This window comes from Actinomyces sp. Z16 (assembly GCF_003111765.1).
Lineage (GTDB): Bacteria > Actinomycetota > Actinomycetes > Actinomycetales > Actinomycetaceae > Actinomyces > Actinomyces glycerinitolerans.
Map to the genome: position 1 here is coordinate 1619078 of NZ_CP027862.1, position 17417 is coordinate 1636494.

The following is a 17417-nucleotide window of genomic DNA, read 5'->3' on the forward strand; positions in this document are numbered from 1 at the left end:
CCGACCGCCGTTTTCGTAAGCCGCGCGTGGCGTATGCGGCGGCGCACGCACGGCGGGGCTCTCCGGGTTGACACCGAATGACGCCGTATCCGCTAACGTGGCCGGCAGACCACCAGCCGCGTGCGGTCCAGCCGCCCCTGCGCGCCCGCGCACCAGGATGAACAGGAACGAACTTGACGAGTCTTGACACCTTCCACTCCCGCGCCACCCTCGACGTGGACGGCCGCCCCTACGAGATCTTCCGGCTCGACGCCGTCGACGGCCTGGACCGCCTGCCCTACGCCCTGAAGGTCCTGGCGGAGAACCTGCTGCGCACCGAGGACGGCGCCAATGTCACCGCCGACCACGTGCGCGCGCTCGCCTCTTGGGACCCCGCGGCCGAGCCGGACACCGAGATTCAGTTCACCCCGGCGCGGGTGATCATGCAGGACTTCACCGGCGTGCCCTGCATCGTCGACCTGGCCACCATGCGCGAGGCCGTGGCCGAGCTGGGCGGCGACCCGGAGGTCATCAACCCGCTGGCCCCCGCGGAGATGGTCATCGACCACTCCGTGCAGATCGACTCCTTCGGCCTGCCCAGCTCCCTGGAGCACAACAAGGAGCGCGAGTACGAGCGCAACGCCGAGCGCTACCAGTTCCTGCGCTGGGGACAGGGCGCCCTGGCGAACTTCCGCGTGGTCCCGCCGGGCACCGGCATCGTCCACCAAGTCAACATCGAGCATTTGGCCCGCACCGTCTTCACCCGCCAGACCGCCGGGGCCGACGGCGCCCCCGTCACCCAGGCCTACCCGGACACCTGCGTGGGCACCGACTCCCACACCACCATGGTCAACGGCCTGGGCGTGCTCGGCTGGGGCGTGGGCGGCATCGAGGCGGAGGCCGCCATGCTCGGCCAGCCCGTGTCCATGCTGATCCCGCGCGTGGTCGGCTTCAAACTCTCTGGCGCCATTCCCGCCGGGGCCACCGCCACGGACGTGGTGCTCACCATCACCCAGATGCTGCGCGCACACGGCGTGGTCGGCAAGATCGTGGAGTTCTACGGCGAGGGCGTGGCCGCGGTGCCGCTGGCCAACCGCGCCACCATCGGCAACATGAGCCCCGAGTTCGGCTCCACCGCCGCCATCTTCCCCATCGACGACGTCACCCTGGACTACCTGCGCCTGACCGGCCGCTCCGAGGATAACATCCGCCTGGTGGAGGAGTACACCAAGGCGCAGGGCCTGTGGCACGACCCGTCCCGACAGGCCGTCTACTCCGAGTACTTGGAGCTGGACCTGTCCACCGTGGTGCCCTCCATCGCCGGCCCCAAGCGGCCGCAGGACCGCATCGAGCTGTCCGACTCGAAGGCCGCCTTCGAGAAGACCCTGCCGACGTATGCCGCCGAGCCCCACAAGCCCACGCCGGTCGCGCTCGCGGACGGCACGCAGGTCACCCTCGACCACGGCCACGTCGCCATCGCCTCGATCACCTCCTGCACCAACACCTCCAACCCGTCGGTGATGGTTGCGGCCGGGCTGCTGGCCCGCAACGCCGTTGCCAAGGGACTGCGCTCCAAGCCGTGGGTGAAGACCTCCACCGCCCCCGGCTCCCAGGTGGTCACCGACTACTACGAGAAGGCCGGGCTGTGGCCCGCCCTGAACGAGCTCGGCTTCAACCTGGTCGGCTACGGCTGCGCCACCTGCATCGGCAACTCCGGGCCGCTGCCCGCCGAGGTGTCGGCCGCGGTGAATGATGCCGACCTCACCGTCGTGTCGGTGCTGTCCGGCAACCGCAACTTCGAGGGGCGCATCAACCCCGACGTGAAGATGAACTACCTGGCGTCCCCGCCGCTGGTGATCGCCTACGCCCTGGCCGGCACCATGGACTTCGACTTCGCCACCGAGCCGCTGGGCCAGGACGGCGAGGGCCGGGACGTGTTCCTCGCCGACATCTGGCCCGACCCCACCGAGGTGCAGGCCGTCATCGACGCCACCATCGACCGGGAGATGTACACGCGCGACTACGCCGACGTCTTCGCCGGCGATGCGCGCTGGCAGGGCCTGGACACCCCGGAGGGGGAGACCTTCACCTGGGACGAGGACTCCACCTACGTGCGCAAGGCCCCCTTCTTCGACGGCCTGACCATGGAGCTGACCCCCGTGGAGGACGTGACCGGAGCCCGCGTGCTCGCCCTGCTGGGCGACTCGGTCACCACCGACCACATTTCCCCGGCAGGCGCCATCAAGGCCGACTCCCCGGCGGGCCGCTACCTGGCCGCCCGTGGGGTGGCGAGAGCGGACTTCAACTCCTACGGTTCGCGCCGCGGCAACCACGAGGTCATGATCCGCGGCACCTTCGCCAACATCCGCCTGCGCAACCAGCTGCTCGACGGCGTGGAGGGCGGATACACCCGCAACTTCCTCACCGGCCAGACCGAGTCGATCTTCGACGCCTCCCAGGCCTACCAGGCCGCGGGCGTGCCGCTGGTGGTGCTGGGCGGTAAGGAGTACGGCTCCGGCTCCTCGCGCGACTGGGCGGCCAAGGGCACGGCCCTGCTGGGGGTCAAGGCGGTCATCGCCGAGTCCTTCGAGCGTATTCACCGCTCCAACCTGATCGGCATGGGCGTGGCGCCGCTGCAGTTCCCCGTCGGCCAGTCGGCGGCCTCACTGGGCCTGGACGGCACCGAGACCTTCTCCATCACCGGGCTGACCGCCCTCAACGACGGCGTCACCCCCCGCACGGTCACGGTCACCGCCCGGCGGGACGACGGCGAGCAGGTCACGTTCGAGGCGACCGTACGCATCGACACTCCCGGGGAGGCGGACTACTTCCGCAACGGCGGGATTCTGCAGTACGTGCTGCGCGGGCTGGCCCGCGGCGAGCAGCGGTAGCGAGCCTTCGCGCGGAGGCCTGCGGGTGGAGGTGACCCTGGACGGCCCCGTGCGTGAGCTCGGTTCGCCGGGCGCGGGGCGCGACCTCGCACTCGGAAATTACGGAAAGGCTAAGTTGCCTTTTTGGTGCGGTCACGCGGCTTTTGCGGCGGGTCCCCCGCCCGTGGTTTGCGCGAGTCGGGGGAGCTGAACGCAGACGTTTCCGGCTGTGGCGACTCGGCCCGAATGCAGCCTCGCAGGTGCGGTCCGCCGCGTCTGTTCAGGCCGCGCACGGGCCGCCGGGCCGGACTGCATGGAGTCTCGGAACAGGCTGGAAGAATGGCGAAATTGCGCGGCCGCGGCCGTGGCCGCGGTGGGTGCGCCGCGCGCGTCGGGACCGTGGCGACGGCGTGCGCGGGCCCGGGCGAGGGGCGGCTGCGCAGCTCCGCTCAACGCTCCTAATTGTGCGGACAAATCCGCGTTCCGGTGGATCGCCGTATATGAGCGCGCTCACGAATCCGACACGGCGTCCTAAAGTCGGATCTGAGCGAACGCGGCGCCGAACAGGCACCGGGCAAGGAGGCCAAATGTTCCAGATCCGTATCCACGGTCGGGGTGGCCAAGGGGTAGTCACTGCGTCCGACCTGTTGGCGTATGCAGCCTTCAAGGAGGACCGCTACGCCCAGGCTTTCCCGTCCTTCGGCTCTGAGCGCACGGGAGCGCCGGTGGTTTCCTACTGCCGGATCGACACCCGCCCGATCCGCGCCCACGAGCCCGTCCTCACCCCGGATGCCGTCATCATCCAAGATCCCACCCTGTTGGGTGCCATCGATGTCTTCGCCGGTCTGCGCCCGGGGGGCTATGCGCTCATCAACTCCGCCAAGCCCTTTGACAGCTTTGACCTGGACCCGGCCACGGTGGCCGCCGTTCCCCCGGAGCACCGCCTGACCGTGCCGGCCACGGACCTGGCCATGGAGCACCTGGGACGGCCCCTGCCCAACGCCGTCCTGCTCGGGGCATTCACCGCCGTAACCGACGTACTCGGCATCGAGGCCGTGTGCGCCGCCATTGCAGACCGCTTCCCGGGAAAGGTCGGTGAGCGAAACATTGCCGCCGCCCGGGCCGCCCACAAGATCGTTGCGGACAAGCTCGCCGGCAACGTCTCCGAGTCCCAGACCGGGACCAACCACGATCAGGAGGAGGACGCCGGTGCTGCGTGAGATTGAGGGATCGAAGGCGGTGGCGGCAGCCGTCGCCACCTGCCGTCCGGATGTGGTGTGCGCCTACCCCATCTCGCCCCAGACGCACATCGTTGAGGAGCTATCGCGGCTGGTCAAGGTGGGTGAGTTGGACTGCGAGTACATCAACGTCGAGTCCGAGTTCGCCGCCCAGTCCGTTGCCATCGGCGCCAGCGCCGTGGGTGCCCGCGCCTACACGGCCACCGCCTCCCAGGGCCTGCTGTACATGGTGGAGGCGGTTTACAACGCCTCCGGCCTGGGGCTGCCCATCGTCATGACCGTGGCGAACCGGGCCATCGGCGGTCCCATCAACATTTGGAACGATCAGTCCGACACCATGAGTCAGCGCGAGAGCGGCTGGCTGCAGCTCTTCGCCGCGGACAACCAGGAGGCCGCCGACCTGCACGTTCAGGCCTTCCGCATTGCCGAGGAGTTGAGCCTGCCGGTCATGGTCTGCATGGACGGCTTCGTCCTCACCCACGCCGTCGAACGCGTGGACGTTCCCGAGCAGGAGCAGGTGGACGCCTTCCTGCCCCCGTTCCAGCCCGTCCAGACGCTCGACCCGGAGGATCCCGTCACCATCGGCGCCATGGTGGGGCCCGAGGCCTTCACCGAGGTCCGCTACCTGGCGCACCGCAAGCAGCAGGCGGCCGTTGAGGTGGTTGAGCGCGTGGGCCGGGAGTTCGCCGCGGCCTTCGGCAGGCAGTCCGGTGGCCTCCTGCACACCTATCGCACCGAGGGAGCCGAAACCGTGGTGGTGGCCCTGGGCTCGGTCACCGGTACGCTCAAGGACGCCGTCGACGCCCTGCGGGACGACGGCGTGCCGGTGGGCCTGGTGACACTGACCTCCTTCCGGCCCTTCCCGGAGGCCGCCATGGCGCGCGCGCTGGCCGGGGCCAAGCGGGTGGTGAGCCTGGAGCGCGCCTTCTCCCTGGGACGCGGCGGCATCGTCGAGGAGGACCTGCGCCGCGTCCTTTGGAACCGCGCCGGCGAGGTCACCCTGACCACGGTCGCCGCGGGCCTGGGAGGCCGCGACATCACCTCGGCCTCCCTGGTGGAGGTGCTGCGCCGCGCCGACCGCGGCGAGCTCGCCCCACTGGAGTTCTTGGACCTGGATGAAGCCACCGTTGCCGCCCACCTGGCGGCCGTCGGCCCCCGCACGGAAGGAGCAGCATCATGACGACGTCGACCACCGCCACCACCGCACCACAGCAGTCGGGCGGACGAACCCGTTTCTACCAGGTCGGCTCCTTCGCCGTCGGCAACCGGCTCCTGCCGGAGGTCCGTTCCCTCCAGTCCAGCCGGGAGCGGAACAACACGCTCACCTCCGGGCACCGCGCCTGCCAGGGCTGTGGGGAGGCGCTGGGAGCCCGCTACGTGCTCGACGCCGCCACGGCGGCGGCCGAGCGGGCCGGAGGCAGCCTGGTCACCGTCAACGCCACCGGCTGCCTGGAGGTCTTCTCCTCGCCCTATCCCGAGTCCGCCTGGCGCCTGCCCTGGCTGCACTCCCTGTTCGGCAACGCACCCGCCGTGGCCACCGGCGTGGCCGCGGGGCTGAGGGCCAAGGGACGCGACGACATCCGCGTGGTCGCCCAGGGCGGCGACGGCGGCACCGTCGACATCGGCTTCGGCTGCCTTTCCGGCATGTTCGAGCGCGGCGACGACGTCCTGTACATCTGCTACGACAACGAGGCCTACATGAACACCGGGGTCCAGCGCTCGGGCGCCACCCCGCCGGCTGCCCGTACCGCCACCACGCAGGCGGTGGGGGACGCCCCGGGCAACGTGTTCGGCCAGGGCAAGGACGTGCCCCGCATCGCCATGGCCCATGAAATCCCCTACGTGGCCACGGCCACCGTCGCGGACCTGCACGATCTGGAACGCAAGGTCACCTACGCGATGGGCCTGCACGGTCCGCGCTACATCCACGTGCTGGTGCCCTGCCCCCTGGGTTGGGGGCGAAGTCCTCTCACACCGTGCGCATCGCCCGACTGGCCGTGGAGTCGGGGCTCTTCCCGGTCTTCGAGGCCGAGCACGGCGAGGTCACCGGGGTCAGTCCCATCCGCCGCCAGGTGCCGGTGGAGGACTACCTGGTGCTCCAGCGCCGCTTCGCGCACCTGTTCCGCCCCACCAAGGATGAGCAGACGATCGGCCGTCTCCAGGCCCTCGCCGACCGCAACATTCGTCGCTACGGCCTGCTGGGGCATCCCGACGCGGTACCCGTCCTGAACGACGAGGCCACCGGCGCCACCTCCACCCTGGGGGCGCGCGCGGACCTCAACGACGCCCCCAAGGAGGACTGACATGACCACTATTTCTGCTCCTGAAGCCGCGCCCGCAGGGGGCGGCGCCGGGAAGGTCCGGCCCTTCGCCGTCACCCTGGCCACGGCCTCCTCCCTGGCGAACAAGACCGGCGCCTGGAGGGTGGAGCGCCCGGTCTACCGCGACTTCCTCCCGCCCTGCAACGACGCCTGCCCCGCCGGGGAGAACATTCAGAAATGGCTCTATGACGCCGAGGACGGCTCCTACGAGCGGGCCTGGCGCACACTCATGCAGGACAACCCGCTGCCCGCCGTCATGGGCCGCGTGTGTTACCACCCCTGCCAGACCGCCTGCAACCGCGGCAAGGTGGATGAGGCCGTCGGTATTAACGCCGTCGAGCGGTTCCTGGGCGACGAGGCGCTGCGTCAGGGGTGGCAGCCCGACCCGTGCGCGCCGGATACCGGTAAGCACGTGCTGGTGGTCGGGGCCGGCCCGGCCGGGCTCAGCGCCGCCTACCAGCTGCGCCGGCGCGGCCACGCCGTCACCGTCCGCGACGCCGCCCCCAAGGCGGGCGGGATGATGCGGTATGGCATCCCCGCCTACCGTCTTCCTCGCGACGTGCTCGACGCCGAGATCGCCCGCATCGAGGGCATGGGGGTCCACTTCGTCCTGAACAGCAAGGTCGACAACATCACCTCCGAACTGGACTCCGGCGAGTTCGACGCCGTGTTCTTGGCCATCGGTGCTCAGGTCGGGCGGCGCACCTACATTCCGGCCGGTGAGGCCGCCCGCATCCTCGACGCCGTCACCCTGCTCAAGGACGTGGAGGACGACCGCGAGGCCGGCGACGACGCCGCCGACCAGCTCATGCTGGGGCGGCGCGTGGTGGTTTACGGCGGCGGCAATACGGCCCTCGACGCCGCCCGCACCGCCAAGCGCCTGGGCGCCGAGGAGGCGATCATCGTCTATCGGCGCACCCGCGACCGCATGCCCGCCCACGACTCCGAAGTGGTTGAGGCCCTGGAAGAGGGCATCCAGATGCGGTGGCTGTCCACCGTCCAGCACGCCGACGCCGGCAAGCTGCGCATCGAGAAGATGGAGTTGGACGAGACCGGCTTCCCCCAGCCCACCGGTCAGTTCGAGGACCTGGAGGCCGACTCCCTGGTCCTCGCCCTGGGACAGGAATCCGACCTGGGCCTGGTCGACGGGGTGGAGGGCTTGACGATCGAGGACGGCGTGGTGCAGGTCGATGACCAGTTCATGACCGGCCACCCGGGACTGTTCGCCGGCGGTGACATGGTGCCCTCCCAGCGCACCGTCACGGTCGGCATCGGACATGGCAAGCAGGCCGCCCGCGCCATTGACGCCTACCTGCGCGGCGAGGTCTACCAGCACCCGGAGCGCCATCGGCTGGCCGACATCGGCGCCATCAACTCCTGGTACTACTCCGACGCGCCCCAGCAGGTGCGCGAGCGCCTGGAAGGGGCCCGCCGCTCCCAGACCTTTGACGAGGTGGTCCAGGGACTCAGCGCGGATGACGCCCTGTTCGAGGCGCGGCGCTGCATGAGCTGCGGCAACTGCTTCGAGTGCGACAACTGCTTCGGGGTGTGCCCGGACAACGCCGTGATCAAGCTGGAGCCCGGCAAGCGCTACGCCTTCAACTACGACTACTGCAAGGGCTGCGGTATCTGCGTGGAGGAGTGCCCCTGCGGCGCTATCGAGATGGTGCCGGAGCTGAGCTGAAGGCGGTCTGACTCGGTGGTGGAACGGCGGCGCCGCCGTTCCACCACCGAGTCACGCGGAGTAATCCGCGTCCAGTTGAAGTCCCATGGTTCTGAATTCAGCGTCGCCGGTGATGGTCGCCAGGGTTTGTAGCAGTCGGGCGACACCGCGGTGATAGCTTTCGGGCGTCCAGTCGGCGTTTTTACAGTAGTCGGAAGCGCAGTAATATGAGATGCCGCCGGGTACCCGCCAGCGTGTGAAGGTGGCTTTAAGCGTATCCGCGGCTCGGGAGAACAGGTTGATGACATCTGCGTCGTTAGTGTATTGAGCGTACTGCGCCAATCCCAGCATGGCGTAAATGTGTCCGTTTATCACGTACAGCGGATTTGCGTCTCCCGAGTATTCCTCAAGCCAGGTCAATCCCTCCGAGTCTGTGACGGTGACATGGGGGCCGTCCGTGGAAGCGAAGAATGAGTTACGGATCTGCTCGGCGCTGGTGCTCAAGTTCTGGTCCGGTGCGCGCCTGGCCAGTCGTGTGCACAGGGCCAGCGCCATACCCTGCGCCATGCCTGAGTACCAGGGCGCATGTAGAGTGATTGTGGAGTCTCCGTGCGGAGCGTAGTCGAAGGGGTACGGCAGCCAACATTGTTCACCGTCGATGTCGGCACCGTCGAGTAGTCGTTGCGCGGTGGCGACGGAACGCCTCCAGTACTCCTCGTTTCCGGTGAGGTCGTAGGCGCTCAGCGCCCGCAGCGCATACCAGCAGTACGAGGTTGGGTGGTACACGTCGTCGCCAACGTCTTCGAACGAAACCACCAGGGCGCCCTGAGCATTGACCTGCGGTCCGTCGGTGCCGTTATCTAAAGGCACATATTTGTCGATAATGCTCGGGTTGAGTCCGAAAGGATCGTATACCCCGGTCAGGTCAATTGAATAAGTCTCCCCGAGAGCCGGTGGTGTTGCGGTCGTGTGCGGGGGGGGGTGCCCCTATGTGGTTTGTCAAGCGGCGGTGGGTAGTTGTTGGGCTGGTGGGTCGTAGAGGGAGCCGTGGCGGATCATGGCGTATAGGGTGAGGATGCGGCGGTGGGCGAGGGCGAGTACGGCTTGGTTGTGGCGCTTGCCCTGGGCGCGTTTGCGTTCGTAGTAGGCCCGGGATGCGGGGTCGGATCTGAGGGATGCGAAGGCTGACAGGAACATGGCGCGTTTGAGGCGCTTGTTGCCCGCGTGGGAGACGTACTCGCCGCGTATGGAGGACCCGGACCGCCGGGTGACTGGTGTCAGGCCGGCGTATGAGGCCAGGTGGGCGCCGGTGGGGAATGTTCTGCCCGCGGTTTCGGCCAGGAACACAGCGGCGGCCGGGACCCCCACCCCGGGCATGGAGGTCAGGACCGGGTAAAGAGGGTGGGCCACCCGCCAGGGCCACTGGCCTGGGCGGCGACATCGTCGCGTTGGGCGTGCAGGGCGATGAGCTGGCGGGCCAGGTGGGGCAGCACCACCCCGGCCGCGTCGGTACCAGCGACCACGACGGTCTGCTTGCCCAGGGCGTCGGTGATGGCCTGCGCCCAGGCGGCATGGCGTCTGCACCCGTTGGATTTGAGCTTGGCGTCGATCCGGGCTCGCCCGGCCTTGCGCAGGCGGGCGGGGGTGGGCCAGGCGGCGATCACCTCCAGCACGCTGTCGTGTTCGAGCCACTTGCCCAGCACAGTCTCGAGGGCAGGGTGGATCTGGGTGTACAGGCCCCGGATACGGTTTGCGGTCTGGTTGACCTGGCGGGCCAGGTCCAGGTCAAAGCCGGTGAGCATGCTCAACGCGGCCGCGTCCTCGTCCGAAGTGCTGATGGACCTGAGCGTGTGGGGCATGGTGCGGGCGGCGTCGGCGATCACCGCGGCGTCCTTCGCGTCGGTCTTGGCACTGCCCGGGGTCAGGTCCGCGATACGGCGCATCGACAGGCCGGGCAGGTAGCCCACAGTTATGCCCATGTCCTGGGCCACCGCCACCGCCAGGGCGCCGATGGTGGCGGGCTGGTCCACCACTACCAGGAGCCGGCCGTGCTCCATCAGCTGCTCGTAGACCTCGCGCAGCCGGTCCTCGCTGTTGGGTAGGGCCTTGTCGAACAGCTTCTTCCCGTCGCCGGTCAGGGCCGTGGCCCAGTGCTCGGCCTTGCCCACGTCAATACCGATGAAGACCTCCACATCCTCGATATCCATCTTCCCGCGTGCCTCTCTCGTGCGTTGGTGGGTCAGCCTGTCAGGCAGACGGCCCCGCACCCACGTTACGAAAGGACTCTAAGGCTAAGGCGCCTTGGTCCGTTCCCCTAATCAGCGATCACCATCCGCCCGCCACCATGGGTGACAACACCCCCCGGATCATCAAACGACAGGGGCAAGACATCATGCCCACAGCGGCTGGCCCAGCCACCGGCACTCCTTCACCGGCGACCACAAACAAGGTAACGGGCGTGGATGCGCTGGAAACTGTGCTGGTCGCCCGCGGTGCCGCTGCTGAGCAGCCGGCCAATGATGCTCCCAGGCCGACGGTGGTGGTGAGCAAATAGTGGCGCCGCGACAAACGTGGGCTCGTCGAACTGGGGGTCATTTGTATACGCTCCGGCGTTCTGCTAGGTGACTGGGCTGCTGTGCGAAGGCGAGTGGGCTGGGCGCTGACACCATCAGGCGGGCGTGACGCCCAGGTTCTCGATCACCTCGGCGCCGGGCAGGGCGGCCAGCAGGGCCCCGGGCACCAGCAGCTTGGAGTGGCGCACGCCGGAGCCGATGAGCATCGTGTCGCGCGCGGCCACCTGCGCGTCGATCAGCAGCCGCCAATCGGCGGGCAGGCCGACCGGGGTGATGCCGCCGTAGGCCATGCCGCTCATCTCCACGGCCTGCTCCATGGGCAGGAAGGACGCCTTGCGCACGTCGATGAGTTGCTTGACCAGGTGATTGACGTCGGCGAAGTCGGTGGCCCGCACCACGCAGGCCGCCAGGCGCCGCTCGCCGGTGCGCTTGCCCGCCACCAGTACGCAGTTGCCGGTGGCCTCGGGGTTCAGCGAGTACTCGGCGTTCAGCGCGTCCGTGTCGGACAGGGCGGGGTCGATCTCCACCACCTGCGCCGCAGCAGCCAGGTCATGCCCCTCCGTGGTGTCTGCGAGGGCGTGTAGCGCTGCGGCGACGGGCGGGGCGAGCAGGTCCGTGCGCTCCAGGGCGGGCTGCCAGCCGAGCGTCTCGGCGAAGACATCGGCGGGTTCACGCAGTTCGGTCATACGGCACAACCTCTCAATTCTGGGCGGCGGGAGGAGTCCTTGCCGGAGGGGAGCTCCGCAGGGAGTCTACGGCGCAGTTGCCCCACGGTGGTGACCAACAGTGGGAATGAACCGTGCCATGTGCGGCGTTGCCACCTGCGACAGCAACCGATCGAGGCGCGCGCCTCACGAACACCGCCGCGGACCGGAGGCCCGAGTGGGCATGGGACCGGCCACGGGAAGACCGAGGAGAAGTACATGGGCGACACCACCGCCGTCACCGCATCCCCACAGGTCCAGGAGGTCGATCTACTCGTCGTCGGAGGGGGTAAGGCAGGTAAGTCACTGGCCATGCTGCGTGCCCGCAAGGGCGATACCGTAGTCATGGTTGAGCGCGACAAGGTCGGCGGCACCTGCATCAACGTCGCCTGCATCCCCACCAAGACCCTGATCTCCTCCGCGCGTGTTCTGCACCAGGTCCAGGGTGCGGCCGCCTACGGCGTGTCCCTGCCCGAACTGGGTGCCGACGACTCCAGCTCTCGCGACGACACCGCGCTGCTGACCCGCGCCCGCATCGACCTGGTCGCGCTGCGCCGCCGCAAGGAGAGCGTTGTCGGCGGCATGGTTGCGGCCCACGAGACCATGTTCGCCGACTCCGGGATGGACTTCGTGCGCGGCACCGCGCGCTTCGTGGCCCCTCGCACCGTGGAGATCGCCACCGCCGACGGCGCCGTGCGCCGGGTGCGCGGCAGCCGTGTCCTGATCAACACCGGCACCACCCCGGCCATCCCCAACATTCCGGGCCTGGCCGACACCCCCTACTGGACCAGCGAGGACCTGCTCACGCTGCCCGAGCTGCCCGGGCACCTGCTCATCCTCGGCGGTGGGGTCATCGGCGTGGAGATGGCCTCCCTGATGGGAATGCTGGGTGTGCCCGTCACGCTGCTCCACTCCGGGGAGCATGTGCTGAACCGGGAGGACGACGACGTCGCCGCCGAGGTCACCGCCGGCCTGGAGGCGCTCGGCGTGGAGGTCCTCACCGGCGCCCGCGTGAGCGCCGTGCGTTCCTCCGCCCGCTCCGGGCCGGTGGTGGTGCGCACCGAGGACGGCCGCGAGGCCACCGGATCCCACCTGCTCGTCGCCCTGGGACGGACCCCGGTCACGGCCGGGCTGGGCCTGGAGGCGGCCGGGGTAGAACTGACCGAGCGGGGCTTCGTGCGCGTCGACGACCACCTGCGCACCACCGCCGACGGCGTCTATGCGGCCGGAGACGTGGCCGGCACGCCCATGTTCACCCACGCCTCCTGGAACGACTTCCGGGTGCTGCGGGACCTGCTGGACGACCGCGAGGCCTCCACCGCCGGGCGGGTCATCCCCTGGACCGTGTTCGCCACCCCGGAGCTCGGGCATGTGGGCCTCACCGAGGCCCAGGCGCGGGCGGCCGGGCACAACGTGCGCGTCGCCAAGACCCCCACCGCCGCCGTTCCCCGCGCCAAGACGCTGGGCGCCACCGCCGGCTTCTACAAGGTGATCGTCGACGCCGACACCGACCGGATCCTCGGCGCCGCCATCATCGGTGAGAGCGCCGGAGAGGTCATCACCGCCGTCCAGGTGGCCATGCTCGCCGGCATGCCCTGGCAGCAGTTGCGCGACGCCCCCATCTCCCACCCGACCATGGGGGAGGGGCTCAACATCGTCCTCGACTCACTGGGCTGAGCCGCGTCTTGCGGCCTGACGCCGCGGCGGCGTCAGGACCGGAGGGCGCTTACGCCCCAGGCGGCATCAACCAGTTCGGAGTCGACGAAGTCGAAGATGAGTACGCCGCGCCCATGCGCCTGCCGCAGCAGCCGCAGCACTTGCGGATTGGTGCGCTGCGCATAGGCGATCGGCGTGCCCAGTCGTCCGTTGGTGGCACTGACATGGTTGAGCAGCAGGCAGTCGTCGTCGCCGCGGTGAGTGTAGAGCCGCTCAATCTGGGAGAGCTTCGCCGCGGGTTCGGGACCGTCCCAGTCGTCTTGCAGCAGGATGCGTCGATTGTCGTGCCAGGGCACGGCCCAGGGCCGATCCCCGACAGCCGTCAGGCAGAATTGTGCCGGTGCGCATTCGAAGGCGACCACCTTCCCGCGAATGCTCCCCAGGGCAGGCCAGACGGTGCCCCCGCCCGCTTGCTCCGGAGTCCAGAACAGGTCTCGATTCTTGGCGATGAGGGTCATCAGTGCGTTCCCATACGCCTCGAAGTCGTCTTTCGCCTCATTGGCGTTCTGTATCCGCGCGAGGAAGAAGTCCCGGGGGTGGGCGGTAAGGTGTTCACGTAGGGTCTGCAGGATGGACTCGGCGGAGATGTCACTGATCCATTCACGGTGGGCCGCAACCATGGTGCGCCGTAGCCGCAGGTCCAAGTACCGAACGCCGCAACCGATCTGCTCGGCCAGACCGAGATCCTGGGTGCGGTAGTAGGGATGCGTGCACGCACTCGTCATCGTGTCGTGCGTGCCGGGAATTGTCAGCGCGCACAGGGGAGTGTCGTCGGGCAGGTCGGAAATGAACTCGGCCGGGTCCGCGGTGGTCAACGGTTGCCTCCATCGTGGTGAGCCATGTCGGCCAGGTCGGCATAGAAACGCCTCAGATATGCCTCGATGTCGCCTCGGCCGCAGACCAGCGGGCCGGGAGTCTCCATCTTTAGGGACACCGTCGCGCATGCGGTGAGCAGGGATTGATCCACGTCGTGTCCGATGCGTTCGGTTATGTAGGCGGAGAACACCGTGTCTCCGCGTCCCGTCCGCCCTGCTAGGCTCCTTGGCCGTAGTGGGCACACGTGGAAGCCGGAGTCGTCGAGGATGAGGATCTCGCGCGCGTTGGACACCATGATCTCGTCTGCCCCCTGGTCCTTGAGAGCACGCGCGATGTCGCGCCTGTCGGTGCGGCCGGTGAGGTGCTCGCCCTCGGCGGTATCCACCTTGAGGAAACGGATATGGCTATAGAAATCCGCGCCGTGCTTGAACTCCATGAAGCGCAGCAGGTTTGAGCCCGGTACGCGCTGCCTGATGAAACCCTGCATGTCGACGGCCAGGTCCCCGCGTTGCGACAGCGTCTGGACCAGTTCGGGCGCATAGTCGCCCACCATGAGCCCCGCCAGGTGCTGAATGCGGGCGGAGCAGGCGGGCACGTCGGCCGCACCGATCGCGTCCGCGTAGGAGATGGCCGAAGATGTCCGCCGCTCCTGGTCGGCGGTGGCGTACTCGTTTCGGATCGACGCCGTGTGCGCAGACCCTACGGGAACCACCTGCCGCACGCTCGCCGGGAAGTGCGACAGCAGCCCCCGGTCCGCAGCGGCCACGGTTGCCACCGCCTGGACGCTGTGCCCCAGGGAAGCGGCCGCGGCGGCCGCGCAAATGACCGCCCCACCAACGGCACGGGTGGTCTTCCCAGTGTGATCGACATTAATGTCGACGCAGACGGGACCGATCACCTGGGTGTCGAAGTCCTCCAAGGCGGCGCTGGCGTTGGGCGCGTTCATGCAGCTGCCTTTCTTGCGTCGGCGTCTTGCCGGTTCTTAAGGCGGATCAGCACAGAGGACAGGCAGAAGGCGACCGCCGCGAGCGCCGCCAGCCCGACGAAAGCGGCCCCAAGCGTGCTGGTCGGAGTCAGCTGCTCGGTGATGATGTTGCCGGACGCGTCCGCCTCGGAGGGGACGATCAGCCCGCCGAACACAATCGGCCCGAGCAGGGCGGGAATGTAGCCGAGCGTGATGGCGAACGACATGGCGGCAGAGGACTGCTTTGCGGGCACGTTGAACTCACCGATCGGGGCGTAGTAGACGCCGCGGATCATGAAGCAGCACCCCGAGGCCAGCAGCATCAGGACGATGAGTGCGGGCATGACGCCGGAAGACACGATGTGCGCCGGCGGGTTCCCGGCGGGGAAGCTGGTCACCGACGCGGGATGGGTGAACAGAACGACGGCGATGGCGAGCAGCAGCACGCTGAGGACGGCTGACATGAACCGCATGAAGTGGGACGTGGATTTGAAGACCTTCTCAACCAGAACCGAGGAGACCAGAGGCAGCATGCGCAGGCCGATGACCACGGTGGAGAAGACCGCCGCGACCAGGGCGGAAGACCCGTAACCCGCCTGCAGGAACCGCGCGAAGTAGGTTCCGGCCGCCACAAAGGTGCCGTAGATGCAGAAAACGTTGAGGCCGGCGAGCCAGACGACGGGAAGCTTCGCAACCCTACCGATCCCCTTGATCGCCTCAATGGTGGAGGCGTTGACCTCGTCGTCGTCTCCCACGCGCGTGCCCTTGGGGGCGGCCCAGAAGACCAGGATGGCGGTGGCCAGGACGATTACCGATCCGGTCAGCATGATGCCGCGCGCGCCCACTCCGGCGGCAATGAGCGCCGTCCACAGCAGCGAGACGAGGAACGCGAGCAGACCGCGGCCGAACTCGAAGAACCCGAATGCGGCCCCTTGGTGATCCTCGGAGGTGGAGGTCCGCACCGCCTTGAAGTTGGCGGGTTTGAAGAGCACCTCGCTGAGCAGCAGCATCAGGAAGAAGCACGCCAGCAGGGTGGGGAATGACAGGTTGGGGGAGAACACGGAGATGAACAGCGAGATCGCGCCGACTCCGAGCGTGGTCAGCACCATGATGGTGCGGACGCTGAACCGGTCACCGATCCATCCCAGGAGAATCGTGCCCAGGATGATGACGAGGCCCTGCATGGAGTACAGCTGCCCGGCCTGCGCGTCGGTAACCCCCATGGCGATCGGGAAATCCTTCGGCAGGGTATTGCGGATGTCCCAGAACGCATACAGTAATTGCGCATTGAGGGTTATGAACAACAGTTGGACGAATGTCCTCGGGGCGAACCCGAAGGATTGCAGCAGCTTCTTCAATGATGGTCCTTCTTGTGAACGGTATTCCTCAGCGGGCGTGCGCGGCACCGCACTGAGCGCTAGGGCGCGGCCGTCGCTGTGGCAGGATATCCCGCGTGCTGCACGTCGTCTTCTTTGAACCGCGCATCCCGGGTAACTCCGGCGCCGCTATTCGACTAAGCGCCAACACCGGGGCGACGCTCCACCTGGTGGATCCCCTATTCGACATGGATGACGCCAAACTGCGCCGCGCCGGCCTGGACTACCACGACCTGGCCCGCACCCGCGTGCACGCCACCTGGGAGGAGTGCCTGGAGCAGGTGCCCGGACGCATCTTCGCCTTCACCGCCCGCACCGCCACCCTTTACACCGAGATCACCTGGCATGAGGACGACGCGCTGCTCTTCGGCCCCGAACCCACCGGCCTGCCCGAAGCGGTGATGAGTCATCCGCGCGTCACCGGACGGGTACGCATTCCCATGCTCCCCGGAAGCCGTTCGCTCAACCTGGCCAACTCCGCCGCCGTCGGCCTGTATGAGGCGTGGCGAAGCCTCGGTTTCCCCGGCGCCGCGTAAGCGCGCCGCGTGGGGCGTCCCCGACCGGCCTTAGCGGGCTTCCTGAAGGAACGGGGCGGCGCCGGGCTCGCCGGGCTGGGAGTAGGTGACGGTCAGCAGGGCCCGGGCGATGGCATGGAAGGAGCACTGCGCCGCCACCGTCGTCGGGGAGGCGTCGTCGTCCAGGCCGAGGGTGTCCACGTCCAGGGCGTGCACGGCGAAGATGTAGCGGTGGTCGCCGTCGCCCGCCGGCGGGTAGGGGCCGGACCAGGCGTGCGTGCCCGAGTCGTTGACGGCGTGGAAGGCGGCGCCGTCCAGTTGAAGATCGGACTCGCCCACGCCCTGCGGCAGTGAGGTGACCGACGCGTCCAGGTCCTGGATCGTCCAGTGCCACCAGCCGGCCGGAGAGGGGGCGTCGGGGTCGAAGCAGGAGACCACGAAGGAGCGGGTGGTGGCCGGGAAACCCGACCAGTGCAGCTCGGGGGAGATGTTCTCGTGCACGGCGGTGAACCGGTCGGGCATGCGCTCGCCGTCGACCAGGTCGGCGGAGGCCAGCGTGAATGCGGGAACGGCCGGAAGCAAGTCGTAGGGGAAGGGCGGACGGGGACGTGTCAGATCTGCGGGCATGGCGGACCTCCTTGAAAATCGGACGGCCGTCGGCGGGCTGGCCGGGGCCGTTTCA

Annotated in this window: 13 protein-coding genes and 1 pseudogene; 7 read left to right on the forward strand and 7 right to left on the reverse strand. The window is 68.4% G+C overall.

Annotated features, from left to right (window positions below):
• Positions 1 to 173: 173 nt before the first annotated feature.
• From acnA to C3B71_RS06690, 5 genes are all read left to right on the forward strand, one after another.
• A complete protein-coding gene (acnA, locus tag C3B71_RS06670) occupies positions 174 to 2870 on the forward strand; it encodes an aconitate hydratase AcnA (RefSeq protein ID WP_108966919.1) in 2697 nt (898 codons plus the stop codon).
• 566 nt (positions 2871 to 3436) lie between these two features.
• Positions 3437 to 4069, forward strand: a complete 633-nt coding sequence (locus tag C3B71_RS06675) for a 2-oxoacid:acceptor oxidoreductase family protein (protein WP_073332590.1) — start codon at positions 3437 to 3439, stop codon at positions 4067 to 4069.
• Positions 4059 to 5267 carry a pyruvate ferredoxin oxidoreductase gene (gene porA, locus C3B71_RS06680; protein WP_073332587.1) on the forward strand — a complete coding sequence of 403 codons (1209 nt, stop codon included), beginning with the start codon at positions 4059 to 4061 and terminating at the stop codon, positions 5265 to 5267. The genes C3B71_RS06675 and porA overlap by 11 nt, the downstream gene beginning before the upstream one ends.
• Complete coding sequence (locus tag C3B71_RS06685) at positions 5264 to 6316, forward strand: thiamine pyrophosphate-dependent enzyme (protein ID WP_234416158.1); 1053 nt, start codon at positions 5264 to 5266, stop codon at positions 6314 to 6316. Before porA ends, C3B71_RS06685 begins: the two co-directional genes overlap by 4 nt.
• 75 nt (positions 6317 to 6391) lie before the next feature.
• Entirely contained in the window at positions 6392 to 8092 is a 1701-nt protein-coding gene (locus C3B71_RS06690; protein WP_073332584.1) for an NAD(P)-binding protein, read from the forward strand.
• Positions 8093 to 8143: 51 nt separating this feature from the next.
• Here the strand turns inward: C3B71_RS06690 and C3B71_RS06695 are convergent, their stop codons facing one another.
• From C3B71_RS06695 to C3B71_RS06705, 3 genes and pseudogenes are all read right to left on the reverse strand, one after another.
• On the reverse strand, positions 8144 to 8941 hold the full coding sequence (locus C3B71_RS06695) for a D-glucuronyl C5-epimerase family protein (RefSeq protein ID WP_159097657.1): 798 nt from the start codon (positions 8939 to 8941) through the stop codon (positions 8144 to 8146).
• Positions 8942 to 9070: 129 nt separating this feature from the next.
• Positions 9071 to 10278 (reverse strand): annotated as a pseudogene (locus tag C3B71_RS06700) (IS110 family transposase).
• Between the two features lie 461 nt (positions 10279 to 10739).
• Positions 10740 to 11330, reverse strand: a complete 591-nt coding sequence (locus tag C3B71_RS06705) for a YbaK/EbsC family protein (protein ID WP_073332579.1) — start codon at positions 11328 to 11330, stop codon at positions 10740 to 10742.
• 237 nt (positions 11331 to 11567) lie between these two features.
• On the opposite strand from C3B71_RS06705, the gene C3B71_RS06710 reads away from it, so the two are divergent.
• Positions 11568 to 13025 carry a dihydrolipoyl dehydrogenase family protein gene (locus C3B71_RS06710; protein WP_108966923.1) on the forward strand — a complete coding sequence of 486 codons (1458 nt, stop codon included), beginning with the start codon at positions 11568 to 11570 and terminating at the stop codon, positions 13023 to 13025.
• 32 nt (positions 13026 to 13057) lie between these two features.
• On the opposite strand, the gene C3B71_RS06715 is transcribed toward C3B71_RS06710, so the two are convergent.
• Genes C3B71_RS06715 through C3B71_RS06725 form a run of 3 tightly spaced genes read right to left on the reverse strand, consistent with a single transcriptional unit; the run spans position 13058 to position 16202 of the window.
• Positions 13058 to 13879: a hypothetical protein gene (locus C3B71_RS06715; protein WP_073332574.1), complete on the reverse strand. Its 822-nt coding sequence runs from the start codon at positions 13877 to 13879 to the stop codon at positions 13058 to 13060.
• Positions 13876 to 14826, reverse strand: coding sequence for a PfkB family carbohydrate kinase (locus C3B71_RS06720; protein ID WP_108966925.1), 951 nt, complete (start codon positions 14824 to 14826; stop codon positions 13876 to 13878). Before C3B71_RS06720 ends, C3B71_RS06715 begins: the two co-directional genes overlap by 4 nt.
• On the reverse strand, positions 14823 to 16202 hold the full coding sequence (locus C3B71_RS06725; RefSeq protein WP_073332569.1) for an MFS transporter: 1380 nt from the start codon (positions 16200 to 16202) through the stop codon (positions 14823 to 14825). The genes C3B71_RS06720 and C3B71_RS06725 overlap by 4 nt, the downstream gene beginning before the upstream one ends.
• 95 nt (positions 16203 to 16297) lie before the next feature.
• Here C3B71_RS06725 and C3B71_RS06730 point away from each other — a divergent pair, with 95 nt between their 5' ends.
• A complete protein-coding gene (locus tag C3B71_RS06730) occupies positions 16298 to 16756 on the forward strand; it encodes a tRNA (cytidine(34)-2'-O)-methyltransferase (RefSeq protein WP_108966927.1) in 459 nt (152 codons plus the stop codon).
• Positions 16757 to 16786: 30 nt separating this feature from the next.
• Here the strand turns inward: C3B71_RS06730 and C3B71_RS06735 are convergent, their stop codons facing one another.
• Positions 16787 to 17362 (reverse strand): YbhB/YbcL family Raf kinase inhibitor-like protein, encoded by a 576-nt coding sequence (locus C3B71_RS06735; protein ID WP_108966929.1) that lies wholly within the window; start codon positions 17360 to 17362, stop codon positions 16787 to 16789.
• Between the last annotated feature and the right edge of the window lie 55 nt (positions 17363 to 17417).

Bases quoted from the DNA above. Each gene is read 5' to 3' on its own strand.
- C3B71_RS06675 (WP_073332590.1), top strand. From the start codon at position 3,437: ATGTTCCAGATCCGTATCCACGGTCGGGGTGGCCAAGGGGTAGTCACT.
- C3B71_RS06685 (WP_234416158.1), top strand. From the start codon at position 5,264: ATGACGACGTCGACCACCGCCACCACCGCACCACAGCAGTCGGGCGGA.
- C3B71_RS06690 (WP_073332584.1), top strand. From the start codon at position 6,392: ATGACCACTATTTCTGCTCCTGAAGCCGCGCCCGCAGGGGGCGGCGCC.
- C3B71_RS06705 (WP_073332579.1), bottom strand. From the start codon at position 11,330: ATGACCGAACTGCGTGAACCCGCCGATGTCTTCGCCGAGACGCTCGGC.
- C3B71_RS06710 (WP_108966923.1), top strand. From the start codon at position 11,568: ATGGGCGACACCACCGCCGTCACCGCATCCCCACAGGTCCAGGAGGTC.
- C3B71_RS06720 (WP_108966925.1), bottom strand. From the start codon at position 14,826: ATGAACGCGCCCAACGCCAGCGCCGCCTTGGAGGACTTCGACACCCAG.
- C3B71_RS06735 (WP_108966929.1), bottom strand. From the start codon at position 17,362: ATGCCCGCAGATCTGACACGTCCCCGTCCGCCCTTCCCCTACGACTTG.